This is a genomic window from Vibrio sp. SNU_ST1 (assembly GCF_030563405.1).
GTDB lineage: Bacteria > Pseudomonadota > Gammaproteobacteria > Enterobacterales > Vibrionaceae > Vibrio.
The window spans coordinates 1,790,280-1,807,243 of the sequence record NZ_CP130748.1; the positions used below are offsets into that span (position 1 = coordinate 1,790,280).

At 42.7% G+C, this 16,964-nt stretch carries 14 protein-coding genes and 1 pseudogene; 8 read left to right on the top strand and 7 right to left on the bottom strand.

What is annotated here, in order from left to right; translation table 11 throughout:
- The first annotated feature begins 10 nt into the window (after positions 1-10).
- The 4 genes from Q5H80_RS07770 to purT all read left to right on the top strand — a co-directional run bounded on the left by Q5H80_RS07770 (position 11) and on the right by purT (position 3,578).
- Complete coding sequence (locus Q5H80_RS07770; protein ID WP_304564060.1) at positions 11-382, top strand: CidA/LrgA family protein; 372 nt, start codon at positions 11-13, stop codon at positions 380-382.
- A 2-nt stretch (positions 383-384) separates the two neighbouring features.
- Positions 385-1,062: an LrgB family protein gene (locus Q5H80_RS07775; protein WP_304564061.1), complete on the top strand. Its 678-nt coding sequence runs from the start codon at positions 385-387 to the stop codon at positions 1,060-1,062.
- A gap of 285 nt (positions 1,063-1,347) precedes the next feature.
- Positions 1,348-2,235: a cytidine deaminase gene (gene cdd, locus Q5H80_RS07780; protein WP_304564062.1), complete on the top strand. Its 888-nt coding sequence runs from the start codon at positions 1,348-1,350 to the stop codon at positions 2,233-2,235.
- A 167-nt stretch (positions 2,236-2,402) separates the two neighbouring features.
- The gene (purT, locus tag Q5H80_RS07785; protein ID WP_304564063.1) at positions 2,403-3,578 is read left to right on the top strand and encodes a formate-dependent phosphoribosylglycinamide formyltransferase; all 1,176 of its coding nucleotides are present in this window, start codon (positions 2,403-2,405) and stop codon (positions 3,576-3,578) included.
- Positions 3,579-3,708: 130 nt separating this feature from the next.
- On the opposite strand, the gene Q5H80_RS07790 is transcribed toward purT, so the two are convergent.
- Positions 3,709-4,362, bottom strand: a complete 654-nt coding sequence (locus tag Q5H80_RS07790) for a thiopurine S-methyltransferase (protein WP_304564064.1) — start codon at positions 4,360-4,362, stop codon at positions 3,709-3,711.
- A 322-nt stretch (positions 4,363-4,684) separates the two neighbouring features.
- Between Q5H80_RS07790 and Q5H80_RS07795 the strand changes: the two genes are divergently transcribed.
- Positions 4,685-5,461 (top strand): phosphoribosylglycinamide formyltransferase, encoded by a 777-nt coding sequence (locus Q5H80_RS07795; protein ID WP_304564065.1) that lies wholly within the window; start codon positions 4,685-4,687, stop codon positions 5,459-5,461.
- A gap of 276 nt (positions 5,462-5,737) precedes the next feature.
- Here the strand turns inward: Q5H80_RS07795 and ihfA are convergent, their stop codons facing one another.
- The gene (ihfA, locus tag Q5H80_RS07800; RefSeq protein ID WP_004734853.1) at positions 5,738-6,034 is read right to left on the bottom strand and encodes an integration host factor subunit alpha; all 297 of its coding nucleotides are present in this window, start codon (positions 6,032-6,034) and stop codon (positions 5,738-5,740) included.
- A gap of 447 nt (positions 6,035-6,481) precedes the next feature.
- Positions 6,482-7,213 carry an SDR family NAD(P)-dependent oxidoreductase gene (locus Q5H80_RS07805; protein ID WP_304564133.1) on the bottom strand — a complete coding sequence of 244 codons (732 nt, stop codon included), beginning with the start codon at positions 7,211-7,213 and terminating at the stop codon, positions 6,482-6,484.
- A gap of 128 nt (positions 7,214-7,341) precedes the next feature.
- Between Q5H80_RS07805 and Q5H80_RS07810 the strand changes: the two genes are divergently transcribed.
- The 3 genes and pseudogenes from Q5H80_RS07810 (at position 7,342) to cqsA (ending at position 10,049) form a co-directional block, all read left to right on the top strand.
- Complete coding sequence (locus Q5H80_RS07810) at positions 7,342-8,100, top strand: helix-turn-helix domain-containing protein (RefSeq protein WP_304564134.1); 759 nt, start codon at positions 7,342-7,344, stop codon at positions 8,098-8,100.
- Between the two features lie 133 nt (positions 8,101-8,233).
- Positions 8,234-8,554: pseudogene (locus Q5H80_RS07815) on the top strand (aminotransferase class I/II-fold pyridoxal phosphate-dependent enzyme); the annotation flags it as partial.
- A 313-nt stretch (positions 8,555-8,867) separates the two neighbouring features.
- On the top strand, positions 8,868-10,049 hold the full coding sequence (gene cqsA, locus Q5H80_RS07820) for an alpha-hydroxyketone-type quorum-sensing autoinducer synthase (protein ID WP_304564135.1): 1,182 nt from the start codon (positions 8,868-8,870) through the stop codon (positions 10,047-10,049).
- Positions 10,050-10,194: 145 nt separating this feature from the next.
- Here the strand turns inward: cqsA and Q5H80_RS07825 are convergent, their stop codons facing one another.
- The 4 genes from Q5H80_RS07825 to Q5H80_RS07840 all read right to left on the bottom strand — a co-directional run bounded on the left by Q5H80_RS07825 (position 10,195) and on the right by Q5H80_RS07840 (position 16,524).
- Entirely contained in the window at positions 10,195-12,243 is a 2,049-nt protein-coding gene (locus Q5H80_RS07825) for a response regulator (RefSeq protein ID WP_304564136.1), read from the bottom strand.
- A 339-nt stretch (positions 12,244-12,582) separates the two neighbouring features.
- On the bottom strand, positions 12,583-13,431 hold the full coding sequence (locus tag Q5H80_RS07830; RefSeq protein ID WP_304564137.1) for a YadA-like family protein: 849 nt from the start codon (positions 13,429-13,431) through the stop codon (positions 12,583-12,585).
- 86 nt (positions 13,432-13,517) lie between these two features.
- Positions 13,518-14,396, bottom strand: a complete 879-nt coding sequence (locus Q5H80_RS07835) for a LysR family transcriptional regulator (protein ID WP_304564138.1) — start codon at positions 14,394-14,396, stop codon at positions 13,518-13,520.
- 241 nt (positions 14,397-14,637) lie between these two features.
- Positions 14,638-16,524 (bottom strand): methyl-accepting chemotaxis protein, encoded by a 1,887-nt coding sequence (locus Q5H80_RS07840; RefSeq protein WP_304564139.1) that lies wholly within the window; start codon positions 16,522-16,524, stop codon positions 14,638-14,640.
- Positions 16,525-16,964: the final 440 nt, after the last annotated feature.

A 16,964-nucleotide genomic window follows, 5' to 3' on the forward strand; every position in this document is an offset into this window, starting at 1 on the left:
ACGTAACACTTTGAAAGAAAGATTGCTCCAGCTGGTTTACTGCTTAATCTCCTTCACCTTAATCATAGGTGCACTTACAGCAGGTAACGCGTTACAGCATTTTTTGGATACCTCAATCCCAGGCAGTATTTTTGGCATGTTGATTCTGTTTGCCGCCATGGTGATTGGTATTGTTCCTTCGCACTGGGTACAGCCTGGTGCAAGCTTGATTATCCGGCTAATGATCTTACTGTTTGTTCCGATCAGTGTAGGGTTGATGGATCACTTCGACATGCTCATCACTAACGCATTGCCAATTATGGCGAGCGCCGTTGGCGGCACGTTGCTGGTATTGGTGTCTTTATCATGGTTCTTAGACCGCTTGCTTTCGAGAGGTAACTGATCATGTGGATTCTACTCACCATCGCGGTATTCCTGTTTGCTCGCTGGGTAAGTCAAAAAGTAAACTCGCCGCTGTGTAATCCCCTGCTTATCAGCATTGGTATCATCATTCCGATACTCACGTTCTTCAAAGTACCGTTTGAGACTTACTATGCAGACAACACCTGGATTACCTACATGCTTCAGCCCGCGGTAGTTGCCCTTGCTTACCCGCTTTACGAACAGTTACCTCAAATCAGAGCAAACTGGCGCATCATCACCTTTGCTTGCACGCTGGGCAGTGTGATGTCGATGACAACAACAGCATTAATCGCAGTGGCTTTTAAAGCGGACTTAAGTTTGATTGCGAGTTTGTTAGGTAAGTCAGTCACCACGCCAATTGCTATGGAAGTGTCTAGCCATTTAGGTGGTGAAGCGGCTATTGCTGCGATTCTGGTTTTGATTGTTGGTCTGTTTGGGGCTATTTTTGCTTACCCAATCTATAACCTGATTGGTATTAAGAGCCCAATCGCCCGTGGATTAACAATGGGTACCGTATCTCACGCTTTGGGTACTGCAACGTGTGCTGAGAAGAATCAGGAAGATGCTGCATTCAGTTCGTTGGCTCTTGTGCTTTGTGGCGTCATTACCTCAATCATTGCACCAAGTATATTTTCACTTGTAGTTTGGTTCTATTCTTAACTAAAACCTCACCACACGATTCAGCCCAACCAGAATACTGTTGATTTCAGTGCCTGCTTGGGCTTTTTATTCGCATTTATTCAGCAATAGCAGTCAAGTCGCGCCCTGTTTAGGCCAATAAGTGCGATATCAACGATGGTTTTTGCTCTTGCAATCGATTTCATCTGTGACCTCACTCTAATTATGCAAACCAATGTAACAACAACAGAGTAATAGCGATCACAATCACAGAAAATTCCTGCGCATTGCATAGAATTAAAGCCTAAGGTCAAATAAGGATTCAACATGAACAGTCGTATTACCCTGGCGCTGGAAAGTGCTCCAACAGCAATCAAAGCACTTTTGAGTGACATCGTATTAGCAGACAACTTTGACGCGACATTGTCTCCAGAGCAATTTGCCAGCCTACTGCAAGCAAGTGGTTTAGCGGATGACGAGCTACGTATTGCGCTACTTCCTTTTGCCGCAGCGTATTCTTACGCTCCGTTATCTGACTTTTATGTTGGTGCAATCGTGCGTGGTTTGTCTGGAACTCTGTATTTTGGTGCAAACCTTGAAATCGCTGGTACTCAACTTGGTCAAACGGTTCACGCTGAACAATCAGCCATCAGCCACGCGTGGATGAAGGGTGAAGAAGGCCTTTCTGATATCACGATCAACTTCAGCCCTTGTGGTCACTGTCGCCAATTCATGAACGAACTGACGACGGCAAAAGAACTTAAAGTTCAATTACCACAGCGTGATGAAATGTCACTGCAAGAATACCTACCAGACTCTTTCGGCCCTGCTGATTTGGGGATTACTACTGGCCTAATGACTAAGCTGGATCACCAGTACACGTCAGAAGAAACCAGCCCTGTTGTGGTAAGCGCACTAGCAGCATTAAACCGTAGCCATGCGCCATATACTAAAAATCTAAGCGGCGTTTCACTACAGCTAACAACTGGCGAAATTTTTACGGGTGCATACGCAGAAAATGCGGCATTTAACCCGAGCCTTCCGCCACTACAAGTAGCACTTGTGCAACTGAAATTGGCTGGCTTCGATTTCGAACAGATTGAAAACGCAGCGTTGGTTGAAATCGCAGATGGCAGCATTAGCCACTTAGCGGATACTCAATCGACATTAGAAGCGATTAACCCTGACATTCCAGTGACTTACTTAGCAATCTAAGTACATCTAATTAACAAAAATTCAAATAAGCAGCCCTATTTAACAGGGCTGCTTTTTTTATCCCTGCAATTAACGCAACAGCTCGCGCAAACGTTTGCTTTTATCATTAAAATAAGTATGATCTCCCCGTTTTCAATCAATCGTTCAAAAGATCGGAAGGAATTTCTATGTTTGGTACTGCTACTCGTGAAAATGCTACTCGTGTACTTCTATTAGGTTCAGGTGAACTCGGCAAAGAAGTTGCTATCGAGTGCCAACGTTTAGGTTTGGAAGTTATTGCTTGTGACCGTTATGCAGACGCACCAGCGATGCAAGTCGCGCATCGTAGCCATGTACTAAACATGTTAGACGGCGATGCACTTCAAGCGATCATTGAACTAGAAAAGCCAGATTATGTGGTTCCTGAAATTGAAGCTATTGCCACCAGCAAGTTAGTTGAGCTAGAAGCACAAGGTTTGAATGTCGTTCCAACTGCGAATGCAACTAAGCTAACGATGAACCGGGAAGGTATCCGTCGCCTAGCCGCAGAAGAGCTAAAGCTAAGCACTTCTCCTTACCGCTTTTCAGACACCTTTGAAGATTTCGCAGCAGCTGTTGAATTCGTCGGCATGCCTTGTGTCGTTAAGCCAGTAATGAGTTCATCAGGTAAAGGTCAAAGTGTTATCAAAACAGAAGAAGACATTCAAAAGTCTTGGGACTACGCACAAGAAGGTGGTCGTACTGGTGCGGGCCGTGTAATCGTTGAAGGCTTCATCGACTTTGATTACGAAATCACGTTACTGACCGTTCGCGCAGTCGACGGCGTTCATTTCTGTGCACCAATCGGCCACCGTCAAGAAGATGGTGATTACCGTGAATCATGGCAGCCACAAGTAATGTCAGACAACGCACTTAAAGCTGCGCAATACACTGCTGAACAAGTGGTTAACGCACTCGGTGGTCACGGTATCTTCGGTGTTGAGTTGTTCGTTAAAGGCGATCACGTAATCTTCAATGAAGTATCCCCTCGCCCACACGATACAGGCTTGGTTACTTTGATGTCTCAAGACTCGTCGGAATTCGCACTGCACGTACGTGCCTTTACCGGTATGCCGATTAAATCAATTACTCAGTATGGGCCATGTGCATCTGCGGTTATTCTAGGCCAAGGCACTTCAACTAACATCCGTTTTGAAGGCCTTACAGAGGCGCTAGACGCACCACAAACGCAAGTTCGCTTGTTTGGTAAGCCTGATATCGATGGTCGCCGTCGTCTAGGTGTGGCGCTTACTCGACGCAACAGCACAGAGACTGCGATTGATGATGCAATTGAGAGCGCTTCGAAAGTAAAAGTGATTTATTAGCTAGCTATTCAATTCTGAACAATCACGACTTCAAATCTGAACAATAAAAAAGACGGGCTATCGAGCCCGTCTTTTTGTTGGTGTTGTCTTTTTTATTTAAGCGGTCTTTTCGCTTGAAAGCTCACTTCACTTAAGCGTCTGACTCAATCAAATACACTTCTTCACTGAATCGAGACAAGCCTTTCTTAGCAATCTTCGGATGTTCATCGTCCGCAATATCTTGATTCAACAATGTGATTTTGTATCCAGAGAACAACTGATCGATCTCTAGTTTAGGTACGCTAAACGGAGGCCCTGCCATCTCGCTTTGGTCGTAATCCAGAGTCACCAGAAGGACCTTACCGCCCGGTTTCAGCAGTTGTTTCAAACGCTCTACATACTGTGTGCGCATCTCTTCTGGCAAGGCAACTAAAGACGCTCGGTCATAGATAATATCAACAGGTTGGATTGGCGCGGTGAAGTAATCACCTGTATAGATGTTCAGTTCATCGAATTGGTAGAGCTCGTGCTGACCGCTAATTTGAGTCACAGTTGGCGTGTAAAGGTGCTCTGCAAAAAATGCGCGAACCGCAATCTGGCTGAGTTCGACACCTTGCACGTCACTATGCTTTGTCGCCAACCAAATCAAATCTTCACTCTTGCCACAAAGAGGCACAAACACACTCTTCTCATAGTTAGGCTCAGTCTTTTCCCAAAATTTAATCAGAAGTGGGTTTACATCTTCAAGGTGGAAACCAATTTGGTTGGCTGCCCATTTATTGTGCCAAAATTCAGGATTATTCATCTTTCGTTCATGTTAAACAGTCATAATGCAAGGGTACAGTATAGAGAGGTAAGAGCAACCTTAGCTTGGCTGAAAGTACCAAATTGGTTTCGAAAATAACGGAAACGGCTGAGTTCAAAGTTCTCGAAATTGCGGAACTAACGGTTGGATTATTTGTCTATATCTTCACATTTTAAAGCGATATTAAACGTTAGAGTTGGTTTCTGTCTTAGCTAGCCCCATTTAATATGTAGTGAGTTTAGTTAAGCTATTTTTACTCTTATGCGTTACTGGTTACCCCTTTTGATTACCCGTTTTTGTAACCTTGTATTTTGGAGTTTGAATGAGTGTATTTCTCCGTACGACGGCCCTAATGCTTCTAGTATTGAGCCGAGCGCCTGCATTCGCAGCAGCACCTGTTTCAACAAGTTCGACTGATCAAACGCGCACTCCTGCGCAAAACCAAGTTTCATCAAACGTATTCCGTCATAGTTTGAGCGGCCTTTACGGCATCAAAGCCTTCGACTCACGCCCGACTCAGCCTTACACCGACTTCGACATTCTGTACAGCAAAGCGCATCAAGGCCAAGCTGAACTAGAAACTATCTGTAAAAGTACTGCCCTACTCACCAACTCTGAAGCGCTATTTGCTGGCGTTAAATCTCAAGCTCGTGCAGAAGAAAAAATCGCCCTTGAGCTTGATGGTAATGTAACGAAAATTACCGACTTAGCCCGCGCAACTATCATCGCGAACGATGTAGAGAGCTTGGTTGAAGTGTACGAAGCGCTAAGCCGCGAAGCAGATGTTGTTAAGCTGAAAAACAAGTTTAAATCACCAGCCGACTCTGGCTACCGTGACCTTAACTTGTTGGTTCGTTTGCCTAAGACCAACATCATTGCAGAGGTTCAACTTCACTTAAAAGCCATCGCTGATGTGAAAAGTGGTCCTGAACACGAACTCTACGAAATCATTCAAGGCATTGAACGTCACGCTATTGCAGAACAGCGCCCAATTAACGATATCGAAGCGGCACAAATCAATAGCCTAAGACGCCAATCTTTAGAGCTATACCAACAAGCATGGCAACCGTACATTACCACGCACATTAAAGCGGCATAACCGCTTATCATAAACAAGAACGACAAAGGGCTGCATAATAGCAGCCCTTTCTTTTTATTTGTGCTCTCGCGTTGCTTTCATTAATTCATTACTAACAGAAAGCAAAATATAGGGGTGTCACTATTAGTGGTTAACGAGAAGGGTGGTTAACGAGAAGGGTAGTTAAGAAAAGAGAGTAAGGTGATACCACTAAGAGAAACTAGTGACAAAAAGTCAGCAAATTATGCATAAGACGTAGATACAAAAAGACCACGCTAGGCGTGGTCTATTGCTTGGCTACTTCTCGATTTTAATATTTTCGACTCGGGCCTTTAGTTTTTGTCCCGGTCTAAAAGTAACAACACGTCGAGCAGAAATTGGAATGTCTTCACCAGTTTTCGGGTTACGACCAGGTCGCTCGTTTTTCTCACGAAGATCAAAGTTACCAAAACCAGACAGTTTTACCTGTTCGCCATTTTCAAGTGCCTTACGAACTTCTTCGAAAAACACTTCAACCGTTTCCTTGGCATCCCGCTTGCTGTATCCGAGTGTTTCAAACAGGTTCTCAGCCAAATCGGCTTTAGTGAGTGCCATAAAACTTTCCTCAAAGCTATGTTATACATTGCTACCATCTTCAGTAGCGCCAAAGCATTTACCCTATTCAATCAATGAGATAAGGTCATTTACAAGGAAAGTGTATGCCAAGCTTCTGATTTTCGCCAACTTTTTTATCTCATCTATTTAATTATTCTTTCAAATCAGGAAGATAACGCCCTGGTAAAGTCACAGATATAGCTAAAAAACACCTAAACAACAGGTACGATGTGATATTAAATATCGCAAAATACAACATAAGTAGAATTTAAAACTTTAGTGTTCTAAAAGATAATTTTTGAGACCTCTATCCTATACCCAATAAAATCAGCTACTTGATTTGATATCAAACTCAACAGAGGTTACTAAGTAAGCATTATTAAATATGATATTTGTATCATTTCAGAATTTAATTCGAATCGGCATGAATAGTTTATGCTGCCATAGCTAATATTGCACATGACTAGTCGATGCTCCATCAACATACCAGTTAGCTCCCGAGACAAAACTCGCAACAGGGCTTGAAATAAAGGTGACCACATCAGCTATTTCTTTAGGATTTGCCAAGCGACCCATTGGATTTCTATCGATAACTTTCTGAAAAATGTCCGGCTCTTCACACTTACATCGCCCCCATAAACCCTCAGCAATATATGTATCTCCAGGGGAGACGGTATTAACCCTCACCTTAGAAACGTAGGTCAAAGACAAGGATTTCATGTAATGGGCTAAAGCAGCCTTACCCGCCCCATATGCATTAGCGTCACAAACAGTATAGCCACTCGCTTTTGATCCAATATAGGTTATTGCAGCACAACGCGATTCAAGTAACTTAGGTAAGACTAACGTGATGGCCTGCTGCGTAGCGGCAATATCTTTCAGTAGAACATCCTCCCACTCATCAGAAAGCGTACTGACATTGGGAACGAAGATATCGATATCAGGAATAGACCCAATCCAAGTTTTCATTTGCGCCAAATCGTGAACATTGACTACTTTACCAACAACTTGTTTATTTGCCTTTCCGAGTTGTATAAGCAGCTTATCTATTCGCTGTTGAGAACGTCCACAGAACCAAACATTTGCCCCTTCGTTGGCAAAGCCTTCAACTATTTTCGCTCCAATTCCACTAGAACCGCCAGTGACAACAACATTGATATTCTCTAACCCTAAATTCATCTTAGCCTCTCAAATAGCACCTACCACTGAAAGAAAGTATCAAAAATGATCGCTTACATTTCAAAGAGAATTATAAAAGTGACACTTTGTGCTACCTTAAGTACATGGAATAGTGATGGTATAGAGTAATGGATACACTTGACGACGAAATTTGTACGACAATCAAACGCCATTTAAAAAAGGTAGGTATCTCTTATAGAGAAGTTTCAGAGTTCACAGGAATCTCCGAAATAGGCATTAAAAGAATGCTGAACGGCCATCAATCGCTCTCTATCTTGAAGTTACAAAAGATATGTAAATTAATTCAGCTTCCTCTATCAGCCATTATCACAGAAGCAGAAGAAGCATTAGCTTCAGTGTCATTATTTACGGACGAGCAAGACGCAGCCTTCTGTGAAGAACCGGCGTTGTTTACGATTTTCCAAGATATTGTAAATGAAGGGGCAAACGCCCAGCAGTTAATGGCCAGTTATGACTTAAACAAACCATCACTGCATATCTACCTCAGGAAACTTGAACAGTTAAACCTAATAACGATGTTATTAGGTTTAAAATTCCACGTCACTGTTCCTGCCAATATTGCTTTCTCTGAACAAGCGCGGTTTAGCGCCATGTTCAAAAACCAAGTCATAGATGCTCTAAAACAGGCAGTGCAATATATCGATGTAAGTAACAAACAAGCTTACTTTATTACGACCAAACTCAGGCTGACCGAAGACGAATTTAAAGAATATAACGCTAGGCTTGAGGAGTTAATGTTCAAGACCCTAAAGGTCAGTCAGTCGCGTAGCCGAATGACTGAAGGGGTCAACGACTATGCTATTGTCGACATGGGTGCTAAAGGTATTTTCCACCCTAAACTCAAAGCACCAGTAAATTTAGTTTAGGTATGCCTTAACAGCGCCAATGTTCTAACAACATTGTGCAATTACTTTTTAAGAGTTTAGTTGCCTTATCGGTTTGAGCCGCACTCGCAGGTTTCACAATCAAACCGATCCCGACTAAGAACAACGCCGATGCAAACACGTTAGAAGAAGATGCTCTCAGATCCTTTCTTTACGCCAACAATACCTAAGTTATTTAGCCCAACATCTACCTCAAGACGTGAAGATAAGTAACCCACAAGGTGGCATGGTACTTTGGTTACAAATCCCAAATTTGAACCAGAAAATTTTTGCTCAAGCGGTAGCTGATCAGAATCTTGATATCAGGCTTGGACACCTATTCAGCACGCTCGATCTCTACAGCAACTGCCTACGCATCAATATTGGTTATTCGTTAGAGGGAAAAGCTAAACAGGAATTGAACGACTTAATAGAACTGATTCATATTCATAGCTAACACGTGCCAGTTCATAATACGCAGCTAGTTCATAATACGAAGCTAGCACACCAAATCTTTTCAGAATCAATTTTTCATGGCCATTCGAACACCGAATTTTAATAGCCTTTTATCATAAAAAAGAAGGCTATCATTCCTATTTGAACTAGGTTAATGCCCCGCACCGTAAGGAAAATGACTCGCTTCGATACCTTTAAACACTGAGTTTGCTAGCACATACAAAATTATGCAAACTGGCTAATGACACATCACTTTTTAACTTCAATATACAACCGCCGGCGCTGGCGTTTTCCCGTATTTGAAGAGAATAATTATGAGTGATACAACAAAAAACAAACCACTACCTTCCTTTATCGAAGAACGCTTGAACTTCTATATTCAAGACCTCATTACCCAGAACCAAAGCCAAAATCACTTGGTATTGGGTAAACGACCTCAGCGCAACGCCGTTGTGATGCAGAGCAATGATTACTTAGCACTGTCACACAACAAACCGATCCAAGACGCCCATCAAGCGGCGATTATCGAACACGATGACAACGTAGTGATGTCTGCAATTTTCTTACAAGATGAAAAGTCTAAACCTGCGTTTGAAACCGAACTCGCGAACTATGTCGGAATGGAGAGCGGTTTGCTTTCTCAGTCGGGTTGGGCGGCCAATATTGGGCTATTGCAAACCATCTGCCCACCGGGCACACCTGTGTACATTGACTTTTTTGCACACATGTCGCTATGGGAAGGCATTCGCGCTGCCGGCGGCGTCGCCCACCCGTTTATGCATAACAATATGAATCACCTGCGCAAACAGTTAGAGCGCCACGGCTCAGGCGTTATTGTGGTCGATTCGGTTTACAGTACTATTGGGACCATCGCCCCACTACGCGACATCTACGAAATGGCGCAGGAATTTGATTGTGCCGTCGTCGTTGATGAATCCCACTCACTAGGGACACACGGAGAAAAAGGTGCTGGATTAGTTCATGCATTGGGGCTCACTAACCAAGTCGACTTCATCACCGTCAGCTTGGCAAAAACCTTCGCTTACCGCGCAGGGGCCATCCTAGGTCCTAAACAACTATCTAGAACCTTACCGTTTGTGGCGTACCCTGCGATTTTTAGCTCAACCGTATTGCCGCAAGAAGTGATTCGCTTAGAGAAAACGTTGGAAGTAATTAAAGGAGCAGATGACAAACGCGAAGCCCTATTTATGCGAGCACAGTCGCTCATTACGGGCCTCAAACGGATTGGTTTTAACATCCGTAGTGAATCTCAAATCGTCTCGCTAGAGTGCGGTAATGAAAGAAATACAGAGCGAGTGCGCGATTTCCTCGAAGAGCGTAATGTGTTCGGCGCGGTGTTCTGCCGTCCTGCAACGGGTAGGAACAAGAACATCATCCGATTTTCAGTCAATGCCGACATGACTCCAAGAGACATCGACCATGTTCTCACCGTTTGTCATGAGGCATACCATCACCCGGAGTTAGAATTCATATAACGCTGTACACACCCATTCTATAACCGGCAGGACGGAATGGACGCTATCATGTCGCTAAACAAAAAGAGCCCAGCATTTCGCTGAGCTCTTTCTTGTGTTTGTGCCCGCTGACAAAATAGCCGTGTGCTTCAACCTATGACATTCACTAAATCCAGTGAGCAATTTTATCGAACAGTCGGTTTTTGTCCGCCGGTTTCACAATAAAGTCTGACATGCCTGACGATTCCATTTTTTCCAATGTCACTGGAGAACTGTCGCCCGTGTGAGCAATAATCGGCACTGTAGAGTATGCTTTGTTAGCGCTTCGAATTCGACGAGAAGCTTCAACACCGTCCATAATAGGCATCTCGATATCCATCAGAATCAAATCAACATCTTCGGAATCCAAAGCATCTAACGCTTGTTGGCCATCTTCTTTCTGCACAACATCAAAGCCATGTTTCTCCAATAACATTGCGGTAAAACGGCGCAAAGATTCATTGTCATCCACCACCATAATCGTCCGCTTAGTCGCGGCCTCTAGTGGTTTTGTAGGCACAGCTGGCATCACGTAATTGGAATCGAAGAGTAACCGGTCGACGGTCGCTTTAGTATTAAGCAACCAAACTTGTGTTTCCACCCAAATAGGCTCGTAAGAAACGTTACGCACACGCTTAATGGGATGATGCTCATACAAGTAGATGATTCGCGCTTCAGTGAACGATAGCAAAGATTCAATTCTATCGAGGTAATTGGCTCTTAAATCTAAGCTCTCCATATCAACGAAAATCAGGTCGAACTCAAATTGATATTCCTTATTTTTAAGTGCTGATACAACGTCTAATACGGTTAGGTCAAACCCCATAAAACGTGACGTCTCAGTAATTTTATCAGAGAGTACTTTCTGGTCACTCACCATCAACACTGTCTTTAGCTTAGTGAGCTCACTCTTAATTTCGTTAACAGAGTGAGAAGTCAAAGATGGAAAAGTCATCGTGAACTGCGTCCACTGTTCCACCTCAGACTTACACTTAATCTCCCCACCAAACGACCGCATTACCTTCTGACAAAATGGCAAACCTAAGCCGTAGTTACCTGATTGGCCGGTGGTGTAAAAATCCTGGAAAATACGTCGAATGACATCGTTTGAAATACCAGCTCCGTTATCGGTAACCATAATTTGATTGGTCACGTCATCACTGCACATAGTGACATGAATATGAAAATCTTCAGGGCTGCGATGGTGGAATGCGTTCTTGAACAAGTTATACATCACGTACTTCAACAAGGTATCACTGCCCAAGAAGTCAAAGTTGCTTTGTACATCTAAAGATATCGCAGACTTATCGGCTGAACGCTTGTAGTTAAAACTGTCGATTGCATCCTCCACCACAGCTTGCGTTGAATGCTTTTTGAACGTTGAACGAGAGACGCGATTTTCATCGATTGAAGTCAGCAACAGATCAATCGTCTCGTTACCTGAGTGGATGATCTCCATCGCCTCATCACCCACTTCACGCAACTGTATAACGTCTTCATTACTCAGTGCATATTGACCTTTATGATCGCCACTTTTAGGGTTCGGCAATATGGACTGCATAACATCTATGGAGGTCAACAAACCACTTAGAGGGTTTCGCATCTCATGGGCAATACCAGCCCCAAAAGATTTCGCCAATGACACCTTGTTCTCATGTTCCACCTGATTACGGAAGTAGAACAAGTTACCGAACAAATAGATAAATAGGAAGATTGGTACATGCGTCCAATCCATAGTGAGCTCTAAGTAGAAGCCTTGTGACACCCATGCACACAAGGTAGCAATCCCTATCCCGGCAAAGGTTTGTGCAAACATCACTCGGGTGACATGAACTAATAGAATATGGAGGAAAATAGCCGACATGAAAGACATAACCCATACGTTGGACCAGTTATTCATCAGCAGCATGTAAAAGAAAAAACACGGTAAGCAGAGGGTAATAGCGACTTGATAATAAGCCGGAAGGTACTTTCGCCAATCAAATGGAACACGATTACGAACAACAATCCCAAGGAACAATACCGAGCAAAATAGACGCAGGGCTAAATTTTCATAGGGTTGCGGAAACAAGAACTCCCATACAATGTAGTAAACTGGGAAGCCGACAAAGCCCATCCAACCCACAAGGGTTAGGTTAGGTTCTGCGTACTGATAAACTTTACGAATCGCGTTCATACAAATACTTTATTTACTAAGCCCTAACGTTTACAAAGTCTAAAATTTGATGTTGGTTCTTATGTTTTCCGCTGAGTATATTACACATCCTCTCCTTTCAGTGAACTTTCAACCAAATATGTACCAACGACTTTAATCTTGATCTGAAAAGATTAAGTATTAGATCAGCACTTTAATTTCAACACAAGATCCTAGTTAGATGGGGTTACACAACAAACCTTATCAAAGTCTAGCTTCTCTTATGCTTATCCACGCTAACGTAAGCTTGACTCTCGTATTATTTAGGCAAAAAAAATCCCTGAATAATTCAGGGGATTTTTTCCATTCGTCAGTTAAGGATTAATTGAAGCTATAACCGACACCTGCACCAACTGTTACATCATTTTGACCATACTTACCATCGGCATAAGACATTGACGTTTTAACAGAAAAACCATTATCAAAACTATCACTAACACCAACAGCAACCGCTTGAGAACCATTAAAGTAACCCATCCCAGCACCAACAGTTAAGTGACCTTGCACAAGCGGAATGTTTGCCATTGCTGCTACACCTGCAATACCATTCGACATTTTACCTTCATTCGAATTTACTTTGCCTTCAAGCTGCAATTGTTTATCAGCAAGCTGGTTGAAACTTGTACGCAGCTCTTGTACTTCTGCTTTGCTGCTTAAATTAGTGGTATCTATCGCGGCAATGCTTTTTGCATTTTTTTCAATCTGAACTCTTGATGTTGCGATGCTATTCGAGTTACTCGTAACATTATTACTCTCATTTTTAGCGTCATTATCTAGCGTATCCAAACGAGTCGTATTCTGCTTGATGGATTGTGAATGTGTCGCTATTTTTTGAGTGCTATTATCTAGTGCATCCAAACGAGTCGTATTTTGTTTGATAGATTGTGTATGAGCAGCTATCTGTTGATCATTATTATTTAATGCATTCAACCGTGTCGTATTTTGCTTAATCGACTGTGAGTGAGTCGCTATATCTTTATCCGTACCTGTCATATGCGAAAGAATACTACTTAAGACTGCTGCTGATTTCTGCTCTTGAGCCTGAGTTGCCAACTTAAGAGTAGTAATATCGTTTGTGTTGCGAACGAGCTGTTGATTACTTGAAGGCGTTGAAGCTGATGCGTTAAAAGCTAAAAGAGACAAAGCGATAAATGATATTGTTGTTTTCATGATGTAGTACCTATTTTGTGGGAACAGGTACAATCATAAGGAATTATCACCCTAAACCAATGAAACAAGTTGTTTCATCAAGCCTATCAATACATCTTCAGTTCCTGAAGAGAAGATAACTTGTTGTAAAACCAAGAGACAACTTCTCTAGAGGCGATGGTATTTTTCGCGCAAACTAAATGCATCTCCACATTAGCTACAACTTCATCCGAAGTTATATACCGTTCATCGAGCTGCGCTTTCCTTTCTTTTGGAAAAAGGCCGACGAAAGACGTAGAGCTCAGCGCCTCAAGAAAGCTTTGAATGTTTTCTGTGTTGTAACCGATACTTTGACGCTGACTCACTCCTAAGTGTTTGTTAATTTGCTCTCCATATATTCCAAGCCAGTTAAAACGAACGAACGGTATATTGTTTCTCTCTACATCAGAGGTTGAAATAGAAGAGTAATATTCCGACGAAGCAATAAGCACTAACCCCATAGTTGCTAAAGGTACTGATTGATACCGATGTCCAACCGCAGGCTCAGTATCAATGAGCAAATCTAATCGCCCATTCCCTAAAGAATCAAGAGCGGCCTCCCGATCTTGGTAATGATTTATCTCATTTACGATTAATGCGGTATTGTGTTTGTGATTGTACTCATTCACTAAGTTAATGAGATTGGAACTAGAGACTTGAGGAGGAAGAAGAACAGATATATGTTTCTCTTCAAATTTCATTTGGTGATATTTGTTCGACAAAGACTCACAAGAGCCTTGCACTTTTTCATAAAGACGATGAGCTGCACTAGTTGGCTTTATATTAACGCCGTCTTTAATAAAGAGGGCTTGAGAGAAGTCAGACTCAAGCTCTTTTAGGGAGCGAGATAACGTTGCAATGGATACACCTAGCTGTTCAGCGCTATCGCGGAAACTATTACATGTATAAATCGACTCAAAAAATACCAAATTTTTTATGTGCTGCATCTAGAAAATCCTTTTATTAGATGAGAGGTAAATTATACCTTTTCAACACATCATTCTGGTACAGAGGTTTGTTAAAAACAAATACCACTAGGCAAACGTTGAACTAACTCCAAAAAACCTTAAAGCCAAATGCCCTCAATTGCATAAAAATTCTCGAATACAAAAAAAGCGACGTAATCTACGTCGCTTTGACTTATTGCTTAACAATCACTCACTGATCAGGCATCAGTGAGTGAAACAGTTAAGCAAGCTTAAAAGTCGCCACTTTGTCACTTAAACCAGCGGCTTGGCTCTTAAGTTCGTTCGACTCAGTTAAGCTGTCCTGTGCGCCCACAACTAAGTGGTCGGTAACATCTTTAATGGTCGTAATGTTCTGAGTAATTTCACCCGTCACGTGTGTTTGCTCTTCTGCTGCGGTAGCAATTTGAGTCGCCATATCACTAATCAAAGCCACCGCTGTGTTGATCTCTTCTAGCGCATGCGAAGCTCGGTCGGCATCTTCTACGGAATGTATTGCTAGTTTAGAACTGCTCTCCATAAGATCAACCGCTTGAGCCGTTGTGCGTTGTAAAACATCAATCGTTGACTTTATCTCTTCTGTTGAAGAGTGAGTGCGTTGAGAAAGCACACGTACTTCATCTGCAACTACAGCAAAACCACGACCTTGTTCACCAGCACGCGCCGCTTCAATCGCAGCATTCAAAGCAAGCAAGTTAGTTTGCTCTGCAATACCTTGAATCGTAGCAAGTACCGTCGAAATCTCTTGAGCATGCTTGTTTAGCTCGCTGATCACGTTACCCGCTTCATTCACTTCATTGGCAAGGTTATTGATAGAACCTTTAGTATCAACAACCAGGGCGTGACCGCTGTTAGTGCTTGTCGCAGAGTCTTGTGCCGCTTTTGCTGTTTGCTCAGCATGCGATGCAATCTCTTGCGTTGCACTCGCCATTTCCGTTACAGCCGTCGCCACCATGGTGATCTCTTGCTGTTGATGATTAAGCTCATCCACCGAACGATTCGCTCGCTGAGTACTTTTCTCTGACTGGCTGTTAAGCTGCTCTGATTGCCCACGAATATGACCAATCAACTGCTGTAAACTGCCTACAAAAGTGTTGAAGTTCTGTGCTAGTTCTCCTACTTCATCTTGGTTCTCAACATGAATACGCTGAGTTAAATCACCACTACCATTAGCGATCTGCGCCAGTGCTTGAGACACATGGTTCAACGGACGAAATAGAATAGTACACAGCAGGTTAAACAATATGGTACATACAATAACGACCAATAATGTCACTAATACTTGGCCAAACACAGCATCAAATAACGGTGCAACCAAAGAGTCATGATTAACAACACTGATAGTAATCAGGCTTGTTCCATCAATCGCACGTGCGTACAGAACATAGTCGCTGCCATTTAACTCGATAGCCGTGTCTTTACCGCTAGTCAGCGCCTTCTGTACATCAGCAAAATCTAACCCTAGAGCGCTAATATTCTCGTTCAGCAACTTTGTATCAGCGTGCGTGTAAACCGTGCCTTTGTTGGTCGCGATAAACATGTAGCCTTCGCCTGGAAGAATCACTTTTTCAAGGCTGTTTAGAATGTCGGTAATTTCTACATCGGCCCCCAAAACGACCTGCTGACCATGCAATTGCATTGCAGTACCCAACGACACAACGTTCGCCCCAGTTGCCGCAGCAACCGTTGGGTTATCCATGAACACTTTACTTGGGTTCGCAACCGCATTGGTGTACCAACCCCATACGCGTGGATCATCATTGCCCGGTGGCAACACAACGCCATTCGCATTTTTTTGCGAGCCATCAGGGAACGCTAAGAACACATTATCAAACGAGCCTGAATCACGAACCTGCTTCAGGTGAGTGACCAAGCTTTCTTGTTGTGACTCCTTCGAAAGTGAAGTAAGCGCACGCTCTTTGGATAAGATCCAATCCGATACATATTGATTGTAAGAAGCTGACGCACCTTCTAAGCGCTGTTCAACTTCAATATCCAACCGTTGCAATGAAGCACGAAAAGACAATACCTCGACCAAAATCCCCCCCAGGATAATGGCCATGCTAGCAGAGATCGCCAGCTTATTTTTAAGCGAGAGTTTCTTGAACATAGGAAACCTATAATTTGGAAGTAAAAAACCGCAGTGACAAATTTGTCACCAACACGGTTTGCAAGCACCATTTATTTTACGCTATAAAATAAAATAATAAACCACCCAAGGTTAATATCAGCAATATATGTGAGTAGGGGCACGCATAGCAGATATTCACCAAGTAAATCATTGATTGCACGAAAAATTATACCGAACAGCCTATTGGAGGATAAATTAATCAAATACAATCAGCATAGCGTTGTTACCTAGACAGAAAATAAAAAGGACCCAACACATAACGTTCAGTCCTTTATTACTCTTAATTTAAACCCAATGGCATTCTTATTTTTATCGGGTCAACAAACATATACGAACACTTAGATTTCACTGCGCTAGAGTTTCGTTAATAATCACTTTAATCACTTTACTAACTATTAGTTTTATCAGTTATTGTATTT

What these genes read in the sequence shown, in the direction of transcription:
- Q5H80_RS07775 (WP_304564061.1), top strand. Translation starts at nt 385, where the DNA reads ATGTGGATTCTACTCACCATCGCGGTATTCCTGTTTGCTCGCTGGGTA.
- Q5H80_RS07830 (WP_304564137.1), bottom strand. Translation starts at nt 13,431, where the DNA reads ATGAAAACAACAATATCATTTATCGCTTTGTCTCTTTTAGCTTTTAAC.
- Q5H80_RS07805 (WP_304564133.1), bottom strand. Translation starts at nt 7,213, where the DNA reads ATGAATTTAGGGTTAGAGAATATCAATGTTGTTGTCACTGGCGGTTCT.
- cqsA (WP_304564135.1), top strand. Translation starts at nt 8,868, where the DNA reads ATGAGTGATACAACAAAAAACAAACCACTACCTTCCTTTATCGAAGAA.
- Q5H80_RS07825 (WP_304564136.1), bottom strand. Translation starts at nt 12,243, where the DNA reads ATGAACGCGATTCGTAAAGTTTATCAGTACGCAGAACCTAACCTAACC.
- purT (WP_304564063.1), top strand. Translation starts at nt 2,403, where the DNA reads ATGTTTGGTACTGCTACTCGTGAAAATGCTACTCGTGTACTTCTATTA.
- Q5H80_RS07840 (WP_304564139.1), bottom strand. Translation starts at nt 16,524, where the DNA reads ATGTTCAAGAAACTCTCGCTTAAAAATAAGCTGGCGATCTCTGCTAGC.
- Q5H80_RS07795 (WP_304564065.1), top strand. Translation starts at nt 4,685, where the DNA reads ATGAGTGTATTTCTCCGTACGACGGCCCTAATGCTTCTAGTATTGAGC.
- Q5H80_RS07810 (WP_304564134.1), top strand. Translation starts at nt 7,342, where the DNA reads ATGGATACACTTGACGACGAAATTTGTACGACAATCAAACGCCATTTA.
- Q5H80_RS07790 (WP_304564064.1), bottom strand. Translation starts at nt 4,362, where the DNA reads ATGAATAATCCTGAATTTTGGCACAATAAATGGGCAGCCAACCAAATT.
- Q5H80_RS07835 (WP_304564138.1), bottom strand. Translation starts at nt 14,396, where the DNA reads ATGCAGCACATAAAAAATTTGGTATTTTTTGAGTCGATTTATACATGT.
- cdd (WP_304564062.1), top strand. Translation starts at nt 1,348, where the DNA reads ATGAACAGTCGTATTACCCTGGCGCTGGAAAGTGCTCCAACAGCAATC.
- ihfA (WP_004734853.1), bottom strand. Translation starts at nt 6,034, where the DNA reads ATGGCACTCACTAAAGCCGATTTGGCTGAGAACCTGTTTGAAACACTC.